The sequence below is a fragment of the Amycolatopsis sp. NPDC003861 genome (assembly GCF_053605405.1).
The window spans coordinates 1-23,894 of sequence record NZ_JBSGJD010000152.1 but is presented as its reverse complement, the minus strand read 5'-3'; the positions used below and the strand labels follow the sequence as shown (position 1 = coordinate 23,894).

Annotated in this window: 21 protein-coding genes and 1 pseudogene; 7 read left to right on the top strand and 15 right to left on the bottom strand. The window is 71.1% G+C overall.

What is annotated here, in order from left to right; genetic code table 11:
* Positions 1-341: 341 nt before the first annotated feature.
* Genes ACWEVN_RS31010 through ACWEVN_RS31000 form a run of 3 tightly spaced genes read right to left on the bottom strand, consistent with a single transcriptional unit; the run spans position 342 to position 4,162 of the window.
* On the bottom strand, positions 342-911 hold the full coding sequence (locus ACWEVN_RS31010) for a TIGR03086 family metal-binding protein (protein WP_452053630.1): 570 nt from the start codon (positions 909-911) through the stop codon (positions 342-344).
* 33 nt (positions 912-944) lie between these two features.
* Positions 945-2,132 carry a class I SAM-dependent RNA methyltransferase gene (locus tag ACWEVN_RS31005; protein WP_452053629.1) on the bottom strand — a complete coding sequence of 396 codons (1,188 nt, stop codon included), beginning with the start codon at positions 2,130-2,132 and terminating at the stop codon, positions 945-947.
* Positions 2,129-4,162 carry an APC family permease gene (locus tag ACWEVN_RS31000; protein WP_449685454.1) on the bottom strand — a complete coding sequence of 678 codons (2,034 nt, stop codon included), beginning with the start codon at positions 4,160-4,162 and terminating at the stop codon, positions 2,129-2,131. The genes ACWEVN_RS31005 and ACWEVN_RS31000 overlap by 4 nt, the downstream gene beginning before the upstream one ends.
* A 92-nt stretch (positions 4,163-4,254) precedes the next feature.
* Here ACWEVN_RS31000 and ACWEVN_RS30995 point away from each other — a divergent pair, with 92 nt between their 5' ends.
* Together ACWEVN_RS30995 and ACWEVN_RS30990 are read left to right on the top strand one after the other, a co-directional pair.
* The gene (locus ACWEVN_RS30995) at positions 4,255-4,920 is read left to right on the top strand and encodes a potassium channel family protein (protein ID WP_310974893.1); all 666 of its coding nucleotides are present in this window, start codon (positions 4,255-4,257) and stop codon (positions 4,918-4,920) included.
* Positions 4,917-5,573: a potassium channel family protein gene (locus ACWEVN_RS30990; RefSeq protein ID WP_003067924.1), complete on the top strand. Its 657-nt coding sequence runs from the start codon at positions 4,917-4,919 to the stop codon at positions 5,571-5,573. Before ACWEVN_RS30995 ends, ACWEVN_RS30990 begins: the two co-directional genes overlap by 4 nt.
* A gap of 668 nt (positions 5,574-6,241) precedes the next feature.
* Here the strand turns inward: ACWEVN_RS30990 and ACWEVN_RS30985 are convergent.
* Positions 6,242-6,964, bottom strand: coding sequence for a DUF3159 domain-containing protein (locus ACWEVN_RS30985; protein WP_449685453.1), 723 nt, complete (start codon positions 6,962-6,964; stop codon positions 6,242-6,244).
* A 9-nt stretch (positions 6,965-6,973) separates the two neighbouring features.
* Positions 6,974-7,354, bottom strand: a complete 381-nt coding sequence (locus ACWEVN_RS30980; RefSeq protein ID WP_003074944.1) for an OB-fold nucleic acid binding domain-containing protein — start codon at positions 7,352-7,354, stop codon at positions 6,974-6,976.
* Between the two features lie 135 nt (positions 7,355-7,489).
* On the opposite strand from ACWEVN_RS30980, the gene ACWEVN_RS30975 reads away from it, so the two are divergent.
* On the top strand, positions 7,490-8,173 hold the full coding sequence (locus ACWEVN_RS30975) for an alpha/beta hydrolase (protein ID WP_452053631.1): 684 nt from the start codon (positions 7,490-7,492) through the stop codon (positions 8,171-8,173).
* Positions 8,174-8,214: 41 nt separating this feature from the next.
* On the opposite strand, the gene ACWEVN_RS30970 is transcribed toward ACWEVN_RS30975, so the two are convergent.
* Together ACWEVN_RS30970 and dut are read right to left on the bottom strand one after the other, a co-directional pair.
* Complete coding sequence (locus ACWEVN_RS30970; protein WP_449685452.1) at positions 8,215-8,877, bottom strand: DUF3710 domain-containing protein; 663 nt, start codon at positions 8,875-8,877, stop codon at positions 8,215-8,217.
* On the bottom strand, positions 8,877-9,380 hold the full coding sequence (dut, locus tag ACWEVN_RS30965) for a dUTP diphosphatase (RefSeq protein WP_310974890.1): 504 nt from the start codon (positions 9,378-9,380) through the stop codon (positions 8,877-8,879). Before dut ends, ACWEVN_RS30970 begins: the two co-directional genes overlap by 1 nt.
* A 24-nt stretch (positions 9,381-9,404) precedes the next feature.
* Here dut and ACWEVN_RS30960 point away from each other — a divergent pair, with 24 nt between their 5' ends.
* Positions 9,405-9,887 (top strand): DUF3093 domain-containing protein, encoded by a 483-nt coding sequence (locus tag ACWEVN_RS30960; RefSeq protein WP_452053628.1) that lies wholly within the window; start codon positions 9,405-9,407, stop codon positions 9,885-9,887.
* 141 nt (positions 9,888-10,028) lie between these two features.
* On the opposite strand, the gene ACWEVN_RS30955 is transcribed toward ACWEVN_RS30960, so the two are convergent.
* Positions 10,029-10,337, bottom strand: coding sequence for a DUF4193 domain-containing protein (locus tag ACWEVN_RS30955; RefSeq protein WP_013224476.1), 309 nt, complete (start codon positions 10,335-10,337; stop codon positions 10,029-10,031).
* 508 nt (positions 10,338-10,845) lie between these two features.
* Between ACWEVN_RS30955 and cei the strand changes: the two genes are divergently transcribed.
* Positions 10,846-11,529 carry an envelope integrity protein Cei gene (cei, locus tag ACWEVN_RS30950; RefSeq protein WP_449685450.1) on the top strand — a complete coding sequence of 228 codons (684 nt, stop codon included), beginning with the start codon at positions 10,846-10,848 and terminating at the stop codon, positions 11,527-11,529.
* Positions 11,530-11,656: 127 nt separating this feature from the next.
* Here cei and ACWEVN_RS30945 read toward each other — a convergent pair whose 3' ends face one another.
* Entirely contained in the window at positions 11,657-12,475 is an 819-nt protein-coding gene (locus ACWEVN_RS30945; protein ID WP_449685449.1) for an inositol monophosphatase family protein, read from the bottom strand.
* 64 nt (positions 12,476-12,539) lie between these two features.
* Here ACWEVN_RS30945 and ppgK point away from each other — a divergent pair, with 64 nt between their 5' ends.
* Positions 12,540-13,307 (top strand): polyphosphate--glucose phosphotransferase, encoded by a 768-nt coding sequence (gene ppgK, locus ACWEVN_RS30940; RefSeq protein ID WP_396136973.1) that lies wholly within the window; start codon positions 12,540-12,542, stop codon positions 13,305-13,307.
* A 173-nt stretch (positions 13,308-13,480) separates the two neighbouring features.
* Entirely contained in the window at positions 13,481-14,881 is a 1,401-nt protein-coding gene (locus ACWEVN_RS30935) for an RNA polymerase sigma factor (RefSeq protein WP_449685448.1), read from the top strand.
* Between the two features lie 55 nt (positions 14,882-14,936).
* Here ACWEVN_RS30935 and ACWEVN_RS30930 read toward each other — a convergent pair whose 3' ends face one another.
* The 6 genes and pseudogenes from ACWEVN_RS30930 to ACWEVN_RS30905 form a co-directional block, all read right to left on the bottom strand.
* On the bottom strand, positions 14,937-15,329 hold the full coding sequence (locus ACWEVN_RS30930) for a hypothetical protein (protein WP_452053627.1): 393 nt from the start codon (positions 15,327-15,329) through the stop codon (positions 14,937-14,939).
* Between the two features lie 135 nt (positions 15,330-15,464).
* Positions 15,465-17,672: a 1,4-alpha-glucan branching protein GlgB gene (gene glgB, locus ACWEVN_RS30925; RefSeq protein ID WP_452053626.1), complete on the bottom strand. Its 2,208-nt coding sequence runs from the start codon at positions 17,670-17,672 to the stop codon at positions 15,465-15,467.
* On the bottom strand, positions 17,669-19,048 hold the full coding sequence (locus ACWEVN_RS30920; RefSeq protein ID WP_449685445.1) for a maltokinase N-terminal cap-like domain-containing protein: 1,380 nt from the start codon (positions 19,046-19,048) through the stop codon (positions 17,669-17,671). The genes glgB and ACWEVN_RS30920 overlap by 4 nt, the downstream gene beginning before the upstream one ends.
* A gap of 5 nt (positions 19,049-19,053) precedes the next feature.
* Positions 19,054-20,862, bottom strand: coding sequence for a maltose alpha-D-glucosyltransferase (gene treS / locus ACWEVN_RS30915; RefSeq protein WP_449685443.1), 1,809 nt, complete (start codon positions 20,860-20,862; stop codon positions 19,054-19,056).
* A 41-nt stretch (positions 20,863-20,903) separates the two neighbouring features.
* Positions 20,904-22,886: a maltotransferase domain-containing protein gene (locus tag ACWEVN_RS30910; protein ID WP_449685442.1), complete on the bottom strand. Its 1,983-nt coding sequence runs from the start codon at positions 22,884-22,886 to the stop codon at positions 20,904-20,906.
* A gap of 246 nt (positions 22,887-23,132) precedes the next feature.
* Positions 23,133-23,894 (bottom strand): annotated as a pseudogene (locus ACWEVN_RS30905) (glycogen debranching protein GlgX); the annotation flags it as partial.

The window sequence follows — 23,894 nt, the reverse complement described above, 5'->3', positions numbered from 1 at the left end:
ACCATGAACACGCTCGCACCCGACCGGCGGGCCAGCCGCCGCGCGCCGAGGCACGCGCGGTTGCAGAGCTCCGGGCCACCTGCACCCGCAGCGCACCGAGCCCGCGCGCCATGAGCGCACCAAGCCAACCTCCCAGAGGTTCCCGGCAACGCTCGCCGCCCGGCGCACCGCCGCCGCTCACCCGCAGGCGTCAGCGAGACCCGGCAAACGCCGAACCGTCGCCCGCCCGCAGGCGTCAGCGAGACCCAGCACCCGCCGTGCAGACCGCCGCCGGCTCGCGGGCGTCAACTCGACCCACCAATCGGACCTCCGCCGTCAGCCTTCTCCGGCTCCTCCCAGACTCAGCTCCAGCCGTTCACCGCCTTCCGCCCGAGGAACGCCGCCAGCCGATCGGCCGCCGTCGCGTCCGGAGGCGCCTGAACCTCCGGCCCGAACGGCCCGCCCGGCTGCCGAGGCGCCGCTCCGAACCGCGACCGCCACTGCTCCAGCGCCCGCGATGCCAGGTCGGGCGCCAAGTCCGTCGGCCAGCCCGTCGCGTCCGCGATGTCCCAGCCGTGGGCCAGGTACTCGTTCACCCGCATGTGCACCAAAAACTCCCCCGGCACCTCACCGAGCGGCGTGGTCACCTGCCGGGAAAACAGCCCGGGCTCGGCCAGCACAGCCCGCGCCGAAGCCACCGAATCCGCGAAAGCAGAACCCGGCGAAGCACCCAGGTAATCGCCGTCCGGTACCGGTGGGCCCGTGCCGGCCCAGAACGCCACTTTCGCGTTGCCGTGCGCCAAGTGGTTCACCACCGCGCGCACGTCCCACTCCGCGCACGCCGTCGGGAGCGCCCACTGGTCGGCACGGACCGCGGTGACCAGGGCGGTCACCGTCGAAGCTGCGAGGTCGAACTCGTCGAGAACGGTCATGGCCACAGTGTGCCGACCACCACCGACAAAAACTCAGGACAGCAGCGCCACGCACTCCACGTGGTGGGTCATCGGGAACGCGTCGAACGCCCGCAGGTCCGTCAGCGAGTACCCGTGGCCCGCGAAGGTCGCCACATCGCGCGCCAGCGCCGCCGGGTCGCAGGCCACGTACACGATCCGGTCCGGGGCGCCCGCCACGATCGACTCCACGACCGCCTTGCCCGCTCCCTTGCGCGGCGGGTCCAGCACCACGACGTCGACCGGCTTGGCCGCCGACGCCAGCACGTGCTCCACGCGCCCGGCGCGCCACGAAACCTGCGGCAGGTCCGCGAGGTTGCGCTCGCCGTCGGCCACCGCGCGCCGGCCGGACTCGACCGCCAGCACCCGGCCCGCCGCACCGACCTGCGAGGCCAGCACCGACGCGAACAGCCCGACCCCCGCGTAGAGGTCCCAGGCCGTGCCGCCGGACGGCGCCTCCGCCCACTCCCCCACCACCGCGGCCAGCGTCGACGCCGCCGCCGGGTGGACCTGCCAGAAACCGTGCGCGTCGAGGCGCCAGTCGCGGCCCGCCGCGTGCTGGACCGCGACGCCGCCGGTCAGCTGCCGCGCCCGCACCTTCCCGCGGACCGTCGACAGCTCCCGCACGTGCAGATCGCCGTCGCCGTCGGTCGTGACCTCCAGCTCGCTGCCGGGCCGCCAGCGCCGCGCCAGGACGTCGTCGAGCTCGCCGGGGACCGCGATCGGGCAGTCGTCCAGGGCCACCACCCGGTGGCTGTGGTGGGCGCGCAGCCCGGCCCGCCCGTCGCGACCGGCGACCAGGCGGACGCGGCTGCGCCAGTCCAGCGGCCCGCCGTCGAGGGCCTCCACGACGACGTCGCGCTCGATTCCGGCCAGCCGCCGCAGCTGTTCCGCCACCACCGAAGCCTTGAGCGAGCGCTGGTGGTCCGGCGCAGCGTGCTGCCAGTCGCACCCGCCGCAGCCGCCCGGCACGGCCAGCGGGCACGGCGGCGGCACCCGGTGCGGTGACGCGACGAGCACCTCGATCGCGTCACCGCGGCAGAACGAACCGCCGTTGTCCTCGGTGATCTCGACGCGGACCCGTTCGCCCGGCAGCGCGTGCCGGACGAACACGACCCGCCCGTCCGCGCGGGCGACGCAGTGGCCGCCGTGCGCGACCGCGCCGACCTCGACCTCGAGGACGCGGCCCAGCCAGCTCGTCATTCGGCAGGCTCCTTGGGCTTCGGCGCCGCGACCGGCTTCCCGTTGGGCGAGAACCCGCGGCGGACGTCGCCCGCGGCCGGCCGTTCGTTGCGGACCCGCGCGGCCGCCTTGGCCGACGACTCCAGCTGCCACGGCACGCTCGCCACGATCACCCCGGACTGGAACAGCAACCGGCCCTTGAGCCGTAGCGCGCTCTGGTTGTGCAGCACCTGCTCCCACCAGTGCCCGACCACGTACTCCGGGATGAACACGGTGACCACGTTGCGCGGGTTGTCACCGCGCACGCGCTTCACGTAATCGAGGACGGGCTTCGTGATCTCGCGGTAGGGCGATTCGACGACCTTCAGCGGCACCTTGAAGTTGTGCGCGTCCCACTCGGCGGTGAGCTTGCGGGTGTCGGCATCGTCCACATTGACCGTCACGGCTTCGAGGACGTCCGGGCGCATCGCCTTGGCGTAGGCCAGCGCGCGCAGCGTCGGCCGGTGCAGTTTGGACACCAGGACGATCGCGTGGTTGCGCGACGGCAGCACGGTCGGGGTGTCGCCGAGTTCCTTCAGCTCGTCGGCGACGCGGTCGTAGTGCCGCCGGATCGCCGTCATCAGCGCGAAGATGGCCACCATCGCGGCGATCGCGATCCAGGCGCCGAGCAGGAACTTGGTGATCAGCACGATCACCAGGACGGTCGCGGTCATGGTCAGGCCGATGGCGTTGACGGTCTGCGAGCGCCGCATCCGCCGCCGCACGCCCGGGTCGGTTTCCCTGGCCAGCAACCGGTTCCAGTGCCGGATCATGCCCGCCTGGCTGACCGTGAACGAGACGAACACACCCACGATGTAGAGCTGGATGAGCCGGGTCACCTCGGCGTCGAACGCAATGATCAGCACCAGCGCGAAGGCGGCCAGGAACAGGATGCCGTTGGAGAACGCCAGCCGGTCGCCGCGGGTGTGCAGCTGGCGCGGCAGGTAGCGGTCCTGCGCCAGGATCGAGCCCAGCACCGGGAAGCCGTTGAACGCGGTGTTCGCGGCCAGCAGCAGGATGATGCCGGTGGAGAAGGAGATGTAGTAGAACGCCGGCGGGAAGTCGGCGAACACCGCGTGCGCGATCTGCGCCACGATCGTCTTCTGCTCGTAGCCCGCGGGCGCGCCTTCGAGCTGCCGCGCCGGGTCTTCGGCGAACTTGACGTCGGTGATCGTGGCCAGCGTGATGATGCCGACCAGCATGGTGACCGCGAGCAGGCCCATCATCAGCAGCGTGGTGGCCGCGTTCTTCGACTTCGGCTTCTGGAACGCCGGGACGCCGTTGCTGATCGCCTCGACCCCGGTCAGCGCCGCCGCGCCGGAGGAGAACGCCCGCAGCACCAGGAACGCGTACCCGACACCCGCGAAGGTGCCTTCGGCGGTCAGCGTGAACCCGGCGCTCTCGGCCTTCATCTCGGTGCCGGTGGCGGCCTGCACCAGACCCCAGGCGACCATGGCGAGAATGCCGATGATGAACCCGTATGTCGGGATTGCGAAGGCCTTGCCCGACTCGCGGATGCCGCGCAGGTTCAGCGACGTCAGCACGACCACGATGACGATCGACGCGAGCACCTTGTGCTGCGCGACCCACGGGACGGCCGAGCCGATGTTGGCCACACCGGACGAAGTGGACACCGCGACCGTCAGCACGTAGTCGACGAGCAGGGCGCTGGCCACGGTGAGACCGAACTTGCCGCCCAGGTTCGTGTTGGCGACCTCGTAGTCGCCGCCGCCGCTCGGGTAGGCGTGCACGTTCTGCCGGTACGAGGCGACGACGACCAGCATGACCAGGGCGACCATGACGCCGATCCACGGCGCGAGCGCGTACGCGGACAGCCCGGCGACGCTCAGCGTCAGGAAGATCTCTTCCGGCGCGTAGGCGACGCTCGAGAGCGCGTCCGACGCGAAGATCGGCAGCGCGATGCGCTTGGGCAGCAGCGTGTGGGACAGCCGGTCGCTGCGGAACGGACGTCCGAGGACCAGGCGTTTCAGCACGGTCGGGAACTTCGACACCACGGAAGCGTAACGGGCGAGGGGCACGGTAGGTTCGGCGCTGGTAGATAGGGGTAGGTACGGACGGGTAACCGCCGAGGAGGAGGCAGGGCGTGCACGTGGTGATCATGGGATGCGGCCGGGTCGGCGCGTCCCTGGCCGCTGCGCTGGAGCGGCTCGGCCACGAGGTGGCCGTCATCGACAAGAACCAGCAGGCGTTCCGCCGGCTCGGCAGCGACTTCCACGGCCAGCAGGTCGTCGGCGTCGGGTTCGACCGCCGGGTGCTGATCGAAGCCGGCATCGAGCGGGCCGGCGCGTTCGCGGCGGTGTCCAGCGGCGACAACTCGAACATCATTTCGGCGCGCGTCGCCCGGGAGAACTTCGGCATCGAGCACGTCGTCGCGCGCATCTACGACCACAAGCGCGCGGCCGTGTACGAGCGGCTGGGCATCCCGACGGTGGCGACCGTGCCGTGGACGACCGACCGGTTCCTGCGCACGCTGCTGCCGGACGGCGTCGCGTCGGCGTGGCGGGACCCGTCGGGCAACGTCGCGCTGCTGCAGCTGCCGCTGCACGAGGGCTGGGTCGGGCACTCGGTGAAGTCCCTGCAGGAGGCGACCGGCGCGCGGGTGGCGTTCATCATGCGCTTCGGTACGGGGGTGCTCCCCGACACGAAGACGGTGCTGCAGGCCGACGACGTCGTGTGGGTGGCCGCGCGGTCCGGCACGGTCACCGACGTGACCAGTGTGGCCCACCGCGAACCGGAGGACGAGGCATGAGGGTCGCGATTGCGGGCGCGGGGGCGGTCGGCCGTTCCATCGCCGCCGAGCTGATCGACGGCAGGCACCAGGTGATGCTCATCGAGCGCGAAGCCGACCAGTTCGAGCCGCACGCGGTCGAGCAGGCCGACTGGGTGCTGGGGGACGCGTGCGAGGTCTCGATCCTGGAGGAGTCCGGGATCGAGCAGTGCGACGTGGTGATCGCGGCAACGGGCGACGACAAGGCGAACCTGGTGGTCTCGCTGCTGGCGAAGACGGAGTTCGCGGTCCGGCGGGTCGTGGCCCGGGTGAACAACCCGGCCAACGAGTGGCTGTTCACCGACGCCTGGGGCGTCGACGTGGCGGTCTCGACCCCGCGCATGCTGGCGGCGATGGTCGAGGAGGCGGTCAGCGTCGGCGACCTCGTGCGGCTGATGACGTTCCGGCAGAGCAACGCGAACCTGGTCGAGCTGACGTTGCCGGCGGAGACACCGCTGGCCGGGAAGCCGGTGAGCGAGCTGACGCTGCCGCGCGACGCGGCACTGGTGACGATCCTGCGGGGCGACCGGGTGATCGTGCCGCAGCCGGAGGATCCGCTGGAGCCGGGCGACGAGCTGCTTTTCGTGGCGACCGCGGATGTGGAGCCGGAGATCCGGACGGCGCTGGGTTACTGAGGACTGCTGCGGAAGGCCCCCGGCTCGCGCGCCGGGGGCCTTCGCGTGGGGTTTGGGCCGGTGGCGGGTGACCGGAAATGTCGGTGGCTGCCGGTAGTGTGGAAACCGGGGGCGCCCCTACGCGCGCGGGTTGCCGGCTTCGGGCCTCTCGGTGGCTCTTGCCGCACGGCTCGGCATGATCCGGCCCGGCCGGTTGGGTGCTCGGAGGCGGTGCGTTGGAGCGGGCCCGGCGGACATCGCCGGACCCCACGTCGCCTGATCCCGGCGCGGGTCCTCGTGCTCCGGACCTCGCGCACCTCGCGTGATTCGGAGCGGATTTCGCGTGAACCGGAGACGGGACTCGCTAACTCGCGTGACTCGATGCGGACCTCGCGTGCTTGACCCCGGATCTCACGTGCTCGGCCCCGGATCTCGCGTGATTGACCTCGGAACTCGCGTGCTCGGCCCCGGATCTCACGTGCTTGAACCCGGATCTCACGTGCCGGAAGAGGCTTCTCGCGTGATCAGAGCGGCATCACGCGTCATCGAGAGGGCATCACGCGTGATCGGGCGGTCGACACGGCGAAACTGTCGGTGCCTGCCGGTAACGTAAAAACCGGGGGGTCCCCCTCGCGCGCGGGTTGTGGCGCTTCGCAGCGCGGTGGCCGGCTAAAGGCCTACGGGGGTTGTCAGGCTTCGGGGGCTTGGGCGTACTTTTCGCGCAGCCGGGCTTCGACCTCGGCGTCGGTCTCCGGGGCCGGTTCGGACTCCGCCATCGCCTTCAGACGCTTGTCCGAGCGGCGGACCGCCCACACCACCACCAGCAGGCCCAGCGCGTACAGCGGGTAGCCCATCGCGATCTTCGCGAAGGCCAGCCAGCCTGTGTAGTCCTCCTGGTAGAGCCACCGCTGCACCACGAACCGGGCCGCGAAGATCGCCGCCATCGCCAAGGTCGCGATGTCGTAGCCGTAGCGGGACGGCTTGTCCTTGCGCCACGCCTGGCCCGTGCCGTTGAGCATGTTCCAGACCACGCCCGCGATCGGCCAGCGGACCACCACCGACAGCACGAAGATGCCGCAGTAGATCAAGCTCGCGTAGATCCCGAACAGGAAGAACCCCTTCGCCGACCCCGTGCGGTAGGCGATGAACGCCGCGATCGCGACGCCGAAGAAACCGGAGATCGCCGGCTGCAGGGGCTCCTTGCGGACCACGCGCAGCACCGTGATGGCCACCGCGCTGCCGATCGACGTCCAGATGGCCGCGGTCAGGCCGAAGAACGAGTTCGCCAGCACGAAGACGATCACCGGCACCGACGAGTAGATCAGGCCGGACACGCCGCCCATCTGCTCGAGCAGGGTCGGCTGCGGCTCTTCGCCGTCGGTCTTCTTCTCGCTCGGGGCGGATTCAGTCACTTTGGGTGATCAACTCACTGGGCTCTGGAGCTCGTAATAGGGGTTGTACAGCACCTTCTGGCCGTCACGCTCGGCCATCCGGCCGCGCACCTTGATCGTCCGGCCAGGCTCGATGCCCGGGATCCGGCGGCGGCCGAGCCAGATTAGCGTCACGCCCTGTGTTCCGTCGAACAGCTCGGCCTCCAGCGTGGCGGCCTCGTTGGTCGGGCAGAGCTCGACGCTGCGGAGCCGCCCCATCACGGTGACCTCTTCGCCCGAGCGGCAGTCGCAGGCCCGCTGCGCCCCCTCGGCGCCCGACCTCATCGACATCTCGTCGGCGTCGAGATCCTCGACATCGCTGGTCAGCTTGCGTACCAGCCGGCTGAAGTAGCCGCCGTCTTTGGCGGACATAGGTGCTCCTGTGCTCCGGGGCCCCCGACAAACTGCTTGCGGCCCGTGCGATTCCAGCGTACTGCGGTCCCCGTCAGGGAAACGCCTTTGCGCAAGGATTGCAACGTGACGTCCGCAATCAGAGTTCCCGCCGCGGTGCTGCTGCCCGGCACCGGCTCGGACGAAGTGTTCGTCCGGGCCGTCTTCGAACGGCCCCTGCGCGCCCTCGGTGTCCCGCTCATCGCGCCACCCCCGCCCCCGGGCGCGACGCTCGCCGACGGCTACCTGGCGGCCCTCGACGCGCTGGCGGGCGAACACGGCGAACTGCTCGTCGGCGGCATTTCGTTCGGCGCCCACCTCGCCGCGGAGTGGGCCGTGCGCAACCAGGCCCGTTGCGGGGGCCTGCTGGCCGCGCTCCCGGCCTGGAACGGCGTCCCGGGCCCGGCACCCGCCGCGCAGGCCGCGACGCTGACGGCGGATCTGGTGGCCGCTTCCGGCGTCGGCGCCGCGCTGGCGCAGACCGAAGGCAGCCCGGCGTGGCTGCGGGCGGAACTGGACCGGGCGTGGCGGCGCCACGGCGACGGGCTGGCGGACGGCCTGCGCGTCGCGGCCGGCCGGCCCTCCCCCGCCCTCGCCGAACTGGCGGCGCTGGCCGTCCCGGCCGGGATCGGCACGTGCACCGACGACCCGATCCACCCGACGAAAGTCGCATCGGAGTGGGCGAGCGCACTCCCGCGCGCGGCCCTCGGCGAGACGACGCTCACGGCGCTGGGCGCGGACCGTGAGTCCCTCGGCCGGGCGACCGTCCTCGCCTTCCTGAGGGCCCTCAAGACGCGCTGAAGGGCGCTCTCACCGCGGTGAGAGCGCCCTTCGGGAGCGGGTCAGCCCTGTTGCTGCTGGGCCGCGATGTGCTCGGCGACCGCGTCGGGCAGCGTGATGGTCAGCGGGGTCCGGACCGGCATCGGCGCGTCGCCGCGGTCGACGATCGTCCGGCGGACGATCTCGCGCAGCACCTCGACGGCCGCCGCGGCCTCCGACTGGGGGCCGGCGATGACGCCGCGCAGCATCCAGCGGGGGCGGTCGACGCCGACGAAGCGCAGCGCGACGTCGCCGATGATGGCCGAGATCTCCAGGCCCCACACGCCGCGGCCCAAGGTCACCTTGGCGCCGTCGGAGCGCAGCTGGTCGGCCAGTTCGGAGCTGACCTCCCGCCACAGCCCGCCCGAGCGCGGCGCGGCGTACGCGCTGACCGTGATCTGGCCCTGCTCGGTGACGACGTGCACCGCGCGCACGCCCCCGGCCTCCGGGTCCATCTCGACCTGGACCTGGGAGCCGTCGGGCACCGGCACCTTCACCGAGCCGAGGTCGATCCGCGGGATGCCGTCGTCCTCGAAGTCCGCGACATCGAACGGGCCGTCGGAAACGTCCGAAAGCTCCGATTCCTCGTCGTACGCCTCGTCCTCGAAAGTGTCTTCGGCCTCGGGCGCGGCGTGCCGTCCCGCGGACCCGCCCTCGGTCCGCCGCTTGCGTCCGAAAATCCCCACTACTTCTCCGTTCCTTCCCCCGTGGCGGCGCTCGCGGCGAGCGCCGGTGCTCCCAGTGTGGCGTGTCCACCCGTCGAGCCGTAGCCTCCGTCGCCCCTCTCGGTCGCGTCGAGGGTGTCGACTTCGACGAACTCGGCGTGCTCGACCCGCTGCACGACCAGCTGGGCGATGCGGTCGCCGCGGGTCAGCTCCAGCGGGTGCACCGGGTCGTGGTTGATCAGGCAGACCTTGATCTCGCCGCGGTAGCCCGAGTCGATCGTGCCCGGGGTGTTCACCACCGAGAGGCCGGCCCGGGCGGCCAGGCCCGACCGCGGGTGGACGAACCCCGCGTACCCGGGCGGGAGCGCGATCGCGACGCCGGTGCCGACGACGCCGCGTTCCCCGGGTCCGAGGACGATATCCGAGGTGGTGACGAGATCGGCGCCCGCGTCGCCCGGTCGGGCGTAGGCGGGCGGCGGGACATCCGGATCGAGCCGGGAGAGGAGTACCTGAACGCTGGACACGGGCGGCGAGATTACTCTCTACCCGTGGGTGAATCAGCGAAGACGGCCGCGAACGCGACGGTCCGGCACTCCGAACGGCTGTACGTCCCGTGGTGGGGCTGGCCGCTGCCGGTGCTGGGGGCGGTCCTGCTCGCGGCCGAGATCGACCTCGGGTACCCCGGGATCCGGGCGTGGCTGCCGTACGTGATCGCGTTGCCGGTGGTCGTGGCGCTGCTGCTGTCGCTGGGCCGGTCGAAGGTCCGGATCACCGGGGGTGACGAGCCGGAACTGTGGGTCGGCGACGCCCACCTGCCGCTGCACTACGCCGGCGAGGTGGAGGTCTTCGACAAGGAGGCCAAGCGCAAGGCCCTGGGCCGCGACGGCGACCCGGCCGCCTACGTGCTGCACCGCGGCTGGGTCGGCCCGGTCGTGAAGGTCCACCTGACCGACGCGAACGACCCGACGCCGTACTGGCTGTTCAGCACCCGGCACCCGGAGAAGGTCGCCGAACTGCTCAAGGGCGCCTGATCGCCGTCCGGACATGGGGAAGGGGGCCGGCCTGCCGGCCGGCCCCCTTGTCCCCAGCGCGCTTCGAGCCTCCCCCGGTCTCCCTCGAGGCTCTCCGTCGCGTCTGTTCGTCCCCTGTGTCCGAGAACCCCTCTGCGCTTCTCAGGCGCAGTCGCGGCAGATCAGGCGTCCGCCGTTGTCCTCGGCCAGCCGGCTGCGGTGGTGCACCAGGAAGCACACGGAGCAGGTGAACTCGTCCGCCTGCTTCGGCACCACCTTCACGGTCATGTCCTCACCGGAAAGCCCGGAGAGGTCGGCACCCGGCAGCTCGAAGTTCTCGGCGGTCGCGTCCTCGTCGACGTCGACGACGCCGGACTGGTTCTCGTTCCGCCGGGCCTTGAGCTCCTCCAACGAGTCTTCGGCCAGCTCGTCGGCTTCGCTGCGGCGCGGAGCGTCGTAGTCGGTAGCCATGTGTCCCTCACCCCTGCGATCAGCTTGTGTAGTCGTTTTCCCGGACTCCCGGATGCGCCCGTGAGTCCGCCGTGCCGCTGGTCAACGTTCCAGGGCCCCTGTTTGTGCCCGACGGCCGAAGTGACCGAGGTCTCTTCTTTTCGGGCCTCTTCCTGCGGCCGGAGCCCGGGAAGGGTAGCTCACCGCCGTCCGGGTTCTGCAACGAGTCAGACATTGCCGGGGAATCGTCACCCGACAGGGGGAACCCGCAGGTAAGACGCGTTGTCGTCCGTTCGGGTTGCCCGCAGGTGGAGAACTTCACGCGCGACCCGTGTCCGCTTGCCCCGCGCCACCCCGGCGTGGTGCGATCGCTGCCACGGGGATCGGTCCGGCCGGGGTCCGGTACCGCAGAATTGACACGGGAGCCCACGGGGGTGACCCGGGACGACGCGTGTCGGTCGCAGCGCCTAGGCTGACCGGCCTCGGCGGTGCCCGGTGCGCACGGCCGTGTTCGGGAAGGGACGGGCAGGTGGCGTCGGGGAACGGCATCGGGGACCGTGGGACGCGGCCGTATCGGAAGCACAAGCCGCTGCCGGCGCTGATCGTCATCGGCGTGCTCGCCGTCGGCGCGATCGTCGTCTGGGTGAACGCGGCCATCGGCAAGGGCGACGTCGACGAGGCGGTCAAGTGCGACCCGCCCGCCAGCCCGCCGCCGGGCGTCACGTTCAGCAGCCTGCCCCACAACGCGCTCGACGACCGCGCCCCGGTCCCGCCGGACAAGGTCGCCTACCGGGTCCTCAACGCCTCGGGCAGCCGCGGCCAGGGCGGCATCGCCACGACCGCGCTGAAGGAGCTGGGGTTCACCAGCGCCGCCGACCCGGCCAACGACCCGGCGTACGAGAATCGCGAGGCCAAGTGCCGCGGCCAGATCCGCTTCGGCGAGAACGGCGTCACCGCGGCCCGGACGCTCAGCCTGGTGGTGCCGTGCGCGGAGCTGGTCCAGGACAACCGCAAGGACGCGAGCGTCGACCTGGTGACGGGAACCCTCTTCGGCGACCTGCGGCCTCGCGCGGAGGCGAAGCAGATCATCACGCAGCTCGCCGACTGGTCCAAGACCCACCAGGGCGGCGGCGGCAACGAGCAGTCCGCGGGCGCGAAGGCGCCGGTGGTGGACCAGACACTGCTGGCCTCGGCCCGCGACGTCGCCTGCTGACCCGCTGACCTGCGCCGACACTCGGCCCGCGGGGGCGCCCCCCGTTTTCCACGCTACCGGACGGCACCGACAGTTTCGGCCGCCCGAGGCGACCCGGGCCCGGCCGCCGGAGGTCGCGCCGGGAGGCTCAGACCTCCGCCGCGCCGCAGTCGGACAGGACCTTCCGCAGCGGGTCCGCGATCGACGGCGCCGCCGCGTACGTCGCGTCCGCGCCCAGCTCCGGCGCCGCCCCCGGCAACACGACCTCCGCGCCCGCCTCGGCCGCGATCAGCGCTCCCGCCGCCCAGTCCCAGCGGTTGAGGCCGTGCTCGACGTACGCGTCCAGCCAGCCCGCCGCCACCGCGCACAGGTCCAGCGAGGCCGCCCCGTTGCGGCGGATGTCGCGCACGTGCCCGAGCAGCGAGGCCGCGAAGCGCGACTGCCGCGTCCGCCGCGCAGGCGAGTACGCGAAACCGGTTCCGACCAACGTCACCTCCAGGCTCGACGGCGCCGACACCGCCAGGCGCCGTCCGTCGAGGTACGCGCCCTGGCCGCGGGCCGCCGACCACACGCGGCCGCTCGCCGGCTCGACCACCGCCCCGGCCACCGACACCCCGCCGACCTGGGCCGCCACCGAGACCGCGAACCACGGCAGGCCGTAGAGGAAGTTGACCGTCCCGTCGATCGGGTCGACCACCCACGTGACGCCGTCGCCCGCCGCACCGCCGCCTTCCTCGCCCAGCACCGGCTCGCCGGGCCGCAGCGAGGCCAGCCGCGAGCGCACCAGCTCCTCCGACTCGTGGTCCACCGCGGTCACCACGTCGGTGGCCCCGGACTTGGTGCCCACGGCCACCGACCGGCCATCCGCCATGCCCTCCCAGGCCTCGCGGACCAGGGCGGAGGCTTCCGTCGCGACCTGCACCGCGACGCTTTTCAGCAACGACTCGTCAACTCCCACGTCCGACATGTCACCACATCCGGTTAAAGTCTCCGAGGCAGGCTTCTGAATCGTGCGAGAAGGGACCACGTCCGTGGTGGAGGCGACCCGCCGAGGTTTCGGCATCGACATCGGCGGCAGCGGGATCAAGGGCGCCTTGGTCGACCTGGACGCCGGTCAGCTCATCGGCGACCGCATCCGGATCGAGACGCCGAAGCCGTCCACGCCGTCGGCGGTGGCGGACGTCGTGCACGACGTCGTCACGCAGGCGGGCTGGGACGGCCCGGTCGGCGTCACGCTGCCGGCGGTGGTGAAGCGGGGCGTCGCGCACACCGCGGCCAACATCGACAAGCAGTGGATCGGCACCGACGCCGACGCGCTGTTCGCCAAGCGGCTCGGCCGCAGCGTCGACCAGATCGCGATGCTGAACGACGCGGACGCGGCGGGCATGGCGGAGATCCGCTTCGGCGACCCGGTCGCGCGCAAGGGCGTCACCGCGCTGCTCACCTTCGGCACCGGCATCGGCAGCGCGGTGTTCCAGGACGGCAAGCTCGTCCCCAACACCGAATTCGGCCACCTCGAGATCGACGGTCACGACGCCGAGAAGCGCGCGGCCGCTTCGGTGAAGGACAACGAGGGGCTCTCCTACCCCGAATGGGCCAAGCGGGTGCACCGTTATCTGACCGTGCTGGAGAACTTGATCTGGCCGGATCTGTTCATCGTCGGCGGCGGGGTCAGCAAGAAGGCCGAGAAATGGGTGCCGCTGCTGGACATCCGCACTCCGGTGCTGGTGGCGAGCCTGCAGAACAACGCCGGCATCGTCGGCGCCGCGGCCGCCGCGGCGGAGGGCATCGAGCACTGAATCGGCGCTGAGGGTGATCGCTTCGCACCGCATGCGCGTACCGTCGTTACAATGGAACACGGCCCACGGCTGCGGAGGGCAAAACCGCAGGCCGAGGCGTGATCCCCGAATGTGAGGCAGCAGTGGCACCCGTGCCGTTGCTCGTCGTGATCGACCGCTGCGAAAGGGCGTAAGTGGCAGCCGCAAGAACCGCAACCCGAGGCGGGACGAAGACCGCGACCGCAGCCGGCGAGCCGGCCGAAGAGGCAGCCACCGGGACGGCGAAGCCGGCGGCCCGCAAGACCACCACCGCCAAGAAGGCGCCGGCCAAGAAGGCACCGGCGAAGAAGGCCGTGACCAAGGGCGCGAAGACCGAAGACGGCGAGCCGGACGGTCCCGGCGACCTCGAGGACGAAGACCTCGGTTCGCCCGACCTGTCGGACCTGGAAGAGGTCGAGGTCGACGTCGTCGACGAGACGGTCAACGACGAGCCGGACACCGACTCGGCCGACGACGACGATGACGACGAAGAAGCCGACGAGGAGACGCCGGCTCAGCGTCGCCGCGGCGCCGCGGCCGACAAGGCGGCGAAGGGCTCCGACAACCCGGACTTCGTCTGGGACGAGGAGGAGTCCGAGGCGCTGCGCCAGGCGCGCAAGGACGCCGAGCTCACCGCCTCCGCCGACTCCGTTCGCGCCTACCTCAAGCAGATCGGCAAGGTCGCGCTGCTGAACGCCGAGGAGGAGGTGGAGCTGGCCAAGCGGATCGAGGCCGGGCTCTACGCCGCCGAGCGCGTGCGCACCGCCGAGGAGGAGGGCGAGAAGCTCGTCACCCAGATGCGCCGCGATCTCAAGTGGATCGTGCGTGACGGCGAGCGCGCCAAGAACCACCTGCTGGAGGCGAACCTCCGGCTCGTGGTCTCGCTGGCCAAGCGCTACACCGGCCGCGGCATGGCGTTCCTGGACCTGATCCAGGAGGGCAACCTCGGCCTGATCCGCGCGGTGGAGAAGTTCGACTACACCAAGGGCTACAAGTTCTCGACGTACGCCACGTGGTGGATCCGCCAGGCGATCACCCGCGCGATGGCCGACCAGGCGCGCACCATCCGCATCCCGGTGCACATGGTCGAGGTCATCAACAAGCTCGGCCGCATACAGCGTGAACTCCTCCAGGACCTCGGCCGCGAACCGACCCCGGAAGAGCTCGCGAAGGAAATGGACATCTCCCCGGAGAAGGTCCTGGAGATCCAGCAGTACGCGCGTGAGCCGATCTCGCTCGACCAGACGATCGGCGACGAGGGCGACTCGCAGCTCGGTGACTTCATCGAGGACTCCGAAGCGGTCGTCGCGGTGGACGCGGTGTCGTTCACGCTGCTGCAGGACCAGCTCCAGTCGGTGCTGCAGACGCTGTCCGAGCGCGAGGCGGGCGTGGTCCGGCTGCGCTTCGGCCTCACCGACGGCCAGCCGCGCACGCTCGACGAGATCGGCCAGGTGTACGGGGTGACCCGCGAGCGCATCCGGCAGATCGAGTCGAAGACGATGTCGAAGCTGCGCCACCCGTCGCGGTCCCAGGTCCTGCGCGACTACCTGGACTGAGTTTCTCCACGGCACAACGGAAACCCCGTCACTTCGGTGGCGGGGTTTCCGCGTTTCAGGGCACGGCGAGGCCGCGCTCCCGCAGCGACTGCTCGACGCGCAGTCGCTCGATCTCGCGGTCCATTCCCTCGGGAAGCTCCCCGAGCCGATGCGGGACGCCGACCTGGCGGCAGGCCACGGTGAGGAGCTCGTCGTAGGCCTGCCGGGTGCCGAGCCGCCGGGCGGCCGGCGTCCCGGATGGGTAGTCGACGAGCAGCCGGTGCACCCGCCGCAGGTCGGCGGCGACCCGTTCGATCGGCGGGCCTTCGGGCTGCGGCTTCGCGCGCTTCTCCCGGATCCAGCCGACCAGTTTGGGGACGCGCAGCGCGCACCAGAACAGCACCGTGGGCGCGAGACAGACCACGGCGAAGAGGATCAGGTTCGCGAGGACGCCACCGGCGCCATCCATCCCCCGATGGTAAGCCCGTACCACCCGCCCGGCGGAAGCCTTTTCGGCGCATCTCGCGTGATCAGAGCCGGAACTCGCGAGTTCCGGCCTCGATCACGCGAGTTCCGGCCGGAATCACGCGAGTTCCGGGGTGGGTCACGGGAGTTCGGGGGTCTCCCGGGCTTCTTCGACCAGCCAGAGGACGCCCGCCGGGGGGAGTTGGAGGACGGCGGAGGCCGGCTGGCCGTGCCAGGGCTCCTCGACCGCCTCCACCGCGCCCATGTTGCCGACGCCGGAACCGCCGTAGGCCTCGGCGTCGGTGTTGACGACCTCCAGCCAGCGGCCCGCCGAAGGCAGGCCGACCCGGTAGTCGTGGTGCGGGACGCCCGCGAAGTTGGCCACGCAGGCCAGCCGCGAGCCGTCGGTGCCGATGCGCAGGAAGCTCAGCACGTTGCCGCTGGAGTCGTTCGCGTCGATCCAGCGGAAGCCGTCCGGTGAGGTGTCCTGGCTGTAGAGCGCCGGGGACGACCGGTACACCGTGTTCAGCGACCGCAGCAGCTCCCAGACGCCGAGGTGCAGCGGCTCGTCCATCAGGTGCCAGTCGAGCGAGCGCGACTCCGACCACTCCCCCGGCTGGCCGAACTCGCCGCCCATGAACAGCAGCTGCTTGCCCGGGTGGGCCCACATGAACGCCAGCAGCGAGCGCAGCCCGGCCGCCTTGTTCCACGCGTCGCCCGGCATGCGGCCCCACAGGGATCCCTTGCCGTGCACCACTTCGTCGTGCGACAGCGGCAGCACGAAGTTCTCGCTCCACGCGTACACGAGCGAGAACGTCATCTCGTTGTGGTGGTAGGCCCGGTGGATCGGCTCGTGCGAGAGGTACCGGAGCGTGTCGTGCATCCAGCCCATGTTCCACTTGAAGCCGAACCCGAGGCCGCCCAGGTGCGTCGGGCGGGTGACGCCCGGCCAGGCCGTCGACTCCTCGGCCACCATCACCACACCCGGGTGTCGCTTGTAGACGGTCGCGTTCAGCTCCTGCAGGAACCGCACCGCGTCGAGGTTTTCCCGCCCGCCGTACTGGTTGGGCAGCCACTCCCCTTCCTTGCGGGAGTAGTCGAGGTACAGCATCGACGCGACGGCGTCCACGCGCAGGCCGTCGAGGTGGAACTCGTCGAGCCAGAACAGCGCGTTGGCGACCAGGAAGTTGCGGACCTCGTTGCGGCCGAAGTCGAACACGAGCGTGCCCCAGTCGGGCTGCTCGCCGCGGCGCGGGTCCGCGTGCTCGTACAGCGGCGTGCCGTCGAAGCGGGCCAGCGCCCAGCTGTCACGCGGGAAGTGCGCCGGCACCCAGTCCACCAGGACGCCGATCCCCCGCTGGTGCAGGCGGTCGACGAAGTAGCGGAAGTCGTCCGGCGAGCCGAAGCGGGACGTCGGCGCGTAGTACGACGTCACCTGGTAGCCCCACGAGCCGCCGAACGGGTGCTCCGACACCGGGAGCAGCTCGACGTGCGTGAAACCGGTTTCGACGAGGTAGTCGCCGAGCTGGTCGGCCAGTTCCCGGTAGTCGAGCCCGGGCCGCCACGAGCCGAGGTGCACCTCGTAGACGCTCATCGGCGCCGCGGCCCACTGCGTGGCTTCGCGCCGGGCGACCCACTCGTCGTCGTCCCAGACGTGAGCGGAACTGGTGACGACCGACGCCGTCGCGGGCGGCTGCTCGGTGGCGAACGCCAGCGGGTCGGCCTTTTCGTGCCAGTTGCCGTCGGCGCCGAGGATCCGGAACTTGTAGCAGGTGCCCGCGCCGACACCGGGCACGAACAGCTCCCAGACGCCGGACGAGCCCAGCGAGCGCATCGCGTGCCCGCGCCCGTCCCAGCCGTTGAAGTCGCCGATCACCCGGATCCCGCGCGCGTTCGGCGCCCAGACCGCGAACGACGTCCCCTCGACGACCCCGCCCGGGGTCTCGTAGGACCGCACGTGCGCGCCGAGCGCCTCCCAGAGCCGTTCGTGCCGGCCCTCGCCGATCAGGTGCAGGTCCAGCTCGCCCACCGTGGGCAGCCAGCGGTACGGGTCGTCGGCGGTCGCCGTGTGCCCGTCGTACTCGACTTCCAGCCGGTAGTCACCGGGGTGCTCGGGCACGGCGACGGCGAACAGCGCGTCGATCACCGGTTCCATCGGGTACTTCTCGCCGCCCGCGCGGAGCGTGACGCCTTTCGCGCCGGGCAGCAGCGCCCGGGCCGCGAAGCCCTTGCCCACCGCGTGCACGCCCAGCACCGAGTGCGGGTCGTGGTGGGACCCGGCGAGCAGCCGGTCGATGTCCGCGGCCGGCGGGGCCGCGGCCGGGAGGCCTTCGGGGACCGCGTTCACGGTGTCGTCCCTCCGCTAGTGATCCGGGCGATCGAGGCGAGCGGCACGCCCAGCCAGTCCGGCCGGTTCGCGTGCTCGTAACCCACTTCGTAGACCGCTTTGTCCAGTTCGAAGGCGCGCAGCAGCTCGCCCTGCTCCCGCGGGTCCGCCGCGATCGCGGCGTAGCCCTCGCAGAACGCCGCCCGGTTGCGCTCCGACCATTCGTGCGCGCGCTCGGCCAGCGCACTGTCGTCCGGCTGGCCGACCAGCATCTGCTGGGCCGCGTAGTCGAACGACCTCAGCATGCCCGCGACGTCGCGCAACGGCGACCGGAGCGCGTGCCGTTCTTCCACCGGGGCCGCCGGCTCGCCCTCGAAGTCGATCAGCAGCCAGCCGCCGACGGTCCGCAGCACCTGGCCCAGGTGCAGGTCGCCGTGGATGTACTGCATGGTCACCGAGTCCAGCGGAAGGGTGCGCAGCTTCTCGAACGCCGCCCGCAGCGCCGGGGCGTGCGCGGCCAGCTCGGGCACGCGCGCGGCGATCGTGTCGAGCCGGTCGAGCATCGCCTTCGCCGAGCGTTCCAGCTCGTCGGCGTCCACCGGCTCGGTGCCGAGCGCCTCGGCCAGGTCCGCGTGCACCTCGGCGACGGCCCGCCCGAGCCGCTCCGCCTCGCCGGCGAAGTCGCCGCCGACCTCCTCGGCGTGCAGCTCCGGCGCGGCCATCAGGTCGCGGACGCTGGTGGTGGCCATCGCCCAGCCGTCGACCGCGTCCGGGACGAACTGCTGGAGCATGCCGACCGTGGTCGGCTCGCCGTCCAGGTCGCCGGTGATCGAGCCCAGCGGGGCCGCGATGTGCTTGCTGCCCACCGCCTGCAGCGCGCGGTGCAGCAGCAGGTCCTTGTTCTTGCCCGGCGACAGCTTCCGGAACAGCTTGAGGATGTACTGCCCGGCGTAGACCAGGGACGTGTTGCTCTGCTCCGAGGTGATCGGCCGGGCCCGCAGGCCGGTCTCCAGCTCGACACCGGGCTCGTGCTCGAAGGTCAGCGATCCCACGGACTCCTCGCGGGCCATCAGGTCCAGCAGCACGCCGGTGACGTCGAGGTCGCCGGACGCCTCGTAGGCGTTGAGGTCGCCGACGGCCCCGATCCAGCTGGTCGACGCGATCTCCGGCGGATGCGTCCGGCGGCCCACCAGCAGCTGGTAGGGCTCGCGCCGGTCGTCCTGGACGACCTCGATCACCACGTGCAGGAGCTGCGGATCGCCGGACACCAGCTCGGTCACGCCGAGCGTCCGGACGCCGGTGACCAACCGGTCCTTGCCGGCGAACCACCGCTGCTCCGGCAGCCAGCGCTTCAGGTCCTCGGTCAGGTCGTCGACCAGCTCGCGCGGGTCGGACAAGGGACTCACCTCGCTTCGCCTTCGTCTCCCGGGCTCGTCAGCTGGAACCAGTAGAAGCCGTGCCCGGGCAGCGTCAGCAGGTACGACAGGTCCCCGATGCTGGGGAACCGCACGCCGCCGGTGAGCTCCACCGGCGTGCACCCGCGGTGCGCGGACAGGTCCAGCTCCACCGGCTGCGGGAACCGGGACAGGTTGTTCACGCAGAGCACGACGTCCTCGCCGCCGTCCGGGCGCCGCCACTGGCGCTTGTAGGCCAGCACGCTCGGGTTGGACCCGCCGAGGTCGACGAACTCGCCCTCGGCGAACGCGTGGTGCTGCTTGCGCACCTCGATCATCCGGCGGGTCCAGTTGAGGAGCGACGAGCTGTTGTTGGACTGCGCCTCGACGTTCAGGCCCTGGTAGCCGTACACCGGGTCCATGATCACCGGCAGGTAGATCCGGCCGGGGTCGCAGGAGGAGAACCCGGCGTTGCGGTCCGGGGTCCACTGCATGGGGGTGCGGACCGCGTCGCGGTCGCCGAGCCAGATGTTGTCTCCCATGCCGATCTCGTCACCGTAGTACAGAACGGGCGAGCCCGGCAGGGACAACAGCATCGCGGTGAACAGCTCCTGCTGGTTGCGGTCGTTGTCCAGCAGCGGCGCGAGCCTCCGGCGGATGCCGATGTTCGCCTTCATGCGCGGGTCCTTGGCGTACTCCGCGTACATGTAGTCGCGCTCTTCGTCGGTGACCATCTCGAGGGTCAGCTCGTCGTGGTTGCGCAGGAAGATGCCCCACTGCGTGCCGCTGGGGATCTCCGGGGTCTGGGTGAGGATCTCCGAGATCGGGAACCGCGATTCGCGGCGCACCGCCATGAAGATCCGCGGCATCAGCGGGAAGTGGAACGCCATGTGGCACTCGTCGCCGCCGACCTGCGGGTCGCCGAAGTACTCGACGACGTCCGAGGGCCACTGGTTCGCCTCGGCCAGCAGGATCCGGCCCGGGTACTCGTCGTCGACGACCTTGCGGCAGCGCTTGAGGAACTCGTGCGTGCGCGGCAGGTTCTCGCAGTTGGTGCCCTCCTGCTCGAACAGGTACGGCACGGCGTCCAGGCGGAACCCGTCGATGCCCAGGTCGAGCCAGAACCGCAGGACGTCGATCATCGCGTTCTGGACGTCGACGTTCTCGTAGTTCAGGTCGGGCTGGTGGGAGAAGAACCGGTGCCAGTAGAACTGGCCGCGGACCGGGTCGTAGGTCCAGTTCGACGTCTCGGTGTCGACGAAGATGATCCGCGCGTCGGCGTAGCGGGAGTCGTCGTCGCTCCAGACGTAGTAGTCGCCGTACGGGCCGTCGGGCTCGCTGCGGGACTGCTGGAACCACGGGTGCGCGTCCGAGGTGTGGTTGAGCACCAGGTCGGTGATCACCCGGATGCCGCGCCGGTGCGCTTCGTTGAGCAGGAAGACGAAGTCCTCGACGCTGCCGAACTCCGGCAGCACCGCGCGGAAGTCGCTGATGTCGTACCCGCCGTCGCGCAGCGGCGAGGCGTAGAACGGCGGCAGCCACAGGCAGTCGATGCCCAGCCAGGCCAGGTAGTCGAGTCTTCCGGCCAGGCCGCGCAGGTCGCCGGTGCCGTCGCCGTTGGAGTCGGCGAACGCGCGCACCAGCACTTCGTAGAACACCGCGCCCTTGAACCACTCCGGGTTGCTCGGCGCCTGCTGCGCCGAGCGGAAGTCCCCGGCCTGCGGTTCCACGAGCATGCCGTCGGCGGTCATCGCCTCGCCGGTGTGCGGCACACCCTCCAGCCCGGGTACCGCCTCGGGAAGGCCTTCATCCACCATGTGTTGCCACCTCAGTCCCTCGGATTCCTGTCCTTCCGTTCTCAGCCGGCCAGCCGCCGCCGCACCGACACCACGTGGGCCACCGCCCGCCAGGGTTCGAGGCGGACGAAGTTCGCCGGGCCCCAGTCCCAGGTGTCGCCGGTGACCTCGTCGTGGGCGATCAGCCGTTCGTGCGCTTCGAAACCGAGCGCGCCGGTGTCGAGCCAGAGCGTGCCCTCCTGGGGCCCGTACGGGTCGAGGGTGACGACCGTGACCACGGTGTCGCCGGTGGCCGGGTCCTGTTTGGAGTAGGCCAGCAACGCGTCGTTGTCGACGTGGTGGAAGTGCAGGGTGCGCATCTGCTGCAGCGCCGGGTGCGCGCGCCGGACGGCGTTCAGCTTCGCCAGCCATGGCTCCAGTGAACGCCCCTCGGCGAGCGCGCGCTCGAAATCGCGTGGACGCAGCTGGTACTTCTCGGAGTCCAGGTACTCCTCGCTGCCTTCGCGCACCGGGACGTGCTCGAACAGCTCGTAGCCGGAGTAGACGCCCCAGGTCGGCGAGAGCGTCGCCGCCAGCGCCGCCCGCAGCGCGAACATGCCCGGGCCGCCGCGCTGCAGCGACTCGTGGAGGATGTCCGGCGTGTTGACGAACAGGTTCGGCCGGCCCTCGTTCCAGTGTTCCCGCAGGTCGATGCCGAAGTCGATCAGTTCCTGCTTGCCGGTGCGCCAGGTGAAGTAGGTGTAGCTCTGGGTGAAGCCGAGCCGGGCCAGGCCCCACAGGCGCGCCGGGCGGGTGAACGCCTCGGCCAGGAACAGCACGTCCGGGTGGGCGTCCTTGACCGACTGGATCAGCCAGGCCCAGAAGTCCGGCGGCTTGGTGTGCGGGTTGTCGACCCGGAAGATCTTCACCCCGTGGTCGATCCAGACGGTGATGACCCGCAGCATCTCTTCGTAGACGGCCTTGGGGTCGTTGTCGAAGTTGATCGGGTAGATGTCCTGGTACTTCTTCGGCGGGTTCTCGGCGTAGGCGATCGAGCCGTCCGGGCGGGTGGTGAAGAACTCGGGGTTCTTCAGGACCCACGGGTGGTCGGGCGCGGCCTGCAGCGCGAAGTCGAGCGCCACCTCCATGCCGAGCTCGTCCGCGCGGGCGACGAAGGCGTCGAAGTCCTCGAAGGTGCCCAGCTCGGGGTGGATCGAGTCGTGGCCGCCCTCGTCGGCGCCGATCGCCCACGGCGAGCCGACGTCCTCCGGCTTGGCGTCGAGGGTGTTGTTGGGTCCCTTGCGGTTCACTCGCCCGATCGGGTGAATCGGGGGGAGGTAGACGACGTCGAAGCCCATTTTCGCGACGCGGTCGAGCGCGGTCGCGGCGGTGGCGAAGGTGCCGTGCACCGGCTTGCCCTCGGCGTCGAGGCCACCGGTCGAGCGGGGGAACAGCTCGTACCAGGAGCCGTACGCGGCGCGGCGGCGGTCGACCCACACCTTGTGCGGCTTGCCCTTGGTGATCAGCTCCCGCACGGGGAACTCGCGCATGACCTGGCGGACCTCGGGCGAGAGCGCGGGCCCGACGCGCTCGGCGAGGCTGCGCTCCTCGTCGCGCAGGGCCTTCACCGCGCCGGTCAGGAGCGCCTTCTCGCCGCGGCGGTCCGGGCGGCGGGAGACGCGCTCGATCAGCCGGGCGCCGTTCTCGAGGTCGTTGGCGAGGTCTTCGGGGCCCTGCCCGGCGGCGACCTTCACCTCGACGGCGTGCTCCCACGTCGCCCAGGGGTCGCTCCAGGCGTCGATCCGGAACGTCCACATCCCGGTGGTGTCCGGGGCGATCACCGCGGCGAACTCGTCGGGGTGGTCGGGACCGCGCGGCACCATCCGCGTCTGGCGGGTCAGCCGGTCTTCCGGGCCCCGCCACGCGACTGTCGCCGCGACGGCGTCGTGGCCCTCGCGCCAGACGGTCGCGAAGACCGGGATGTGTTCCCCCACAACGGCTTTGGCCGGATACCGGCCACAGCTCACGCTGGGGGAGACGTCGTCGATGCCGAGCCGGCCGGTCATGGGCAACGCCCTTCGATGTGTCGGTTGGACGCAGACGGCGACAGTCTGCCTGACTCGATCAAGCGCCCACGAGGCAGGGTTCTTTAGGCATGTACCCAGTCCCCGCCGACCGAAACGCTTCCGCCGCAACGAATTTCCAGCGGATGTCCGGCAGGTTAAGCCGGCGCGCGAACGACACGCGAACCCGAACGGCCAAGACCCGTACCCGAACGGACGATTCCCGCTGTGCTCGCCGGGTCGTACGGGTCAGTAGGGCTCGGGGTGGGGTTCGGCGGCGAGGCGGGGGGCGCGGAGCAGGAGGAGGGAGCGGGACTGGAGGGTGACCCGGCTCTTGGCCTCCAGGGTGCCGGGGTTGGCCGGGCTGCCGTCGGCGGTGCTCGTGTCGAGGGTCGGCTTGAACGTCTCGCCGTACTCGCGGCCCGGGAGGATCACCTCGGCCGGGGCGTCGCCGGCGTGCAGCCAGAGCAGCCACGAGTGGTCCGGCACCAGCTCGCCCTCGCGGTTGCGGGCCTGGCTGTTCGAGCCGTCGATCCACATGCCGAGCGTGTGGCGGTCCTCGAACCAGTCGCTTTCGCCGAACTCCTCGCCGTCCGGGCGGAACCAGACCAGGTCCGGCTTGCCGGTCGGCGTGGTCCGGCCTTCGAAGAACTCCGGCTGCCGCAGCGCCGGGCTGTTCGCGCGCAGCCGCACCACCCGGCGGGCGAACGCGAGCATGGCCTCGGCCTCGGGGGTGTCCGGCGTCCAGTCGAACCACGACGTCTCGTCGTCGAGGCAGTACGCGTTGTTGTTGCCGCGCTGGGTCCGCCAGAACTCGTCGCCCATGGTCAGCATCGGGGTGCCGGTGGACAGCAGCAGCGTGGCGAACATGTTCCGGGCCTGCCGGGTGCGCAGCGCGCGGATCGCCGGGTCGGCGCTCTCCCCCTCGGCACCGTGGTTCCACGAGCGGTTGTCGTTGGTGCCGTCGCGGTTGTCCTCGCCGTTGCCCTCGTTGTGCTTTTCGTTGTAGGA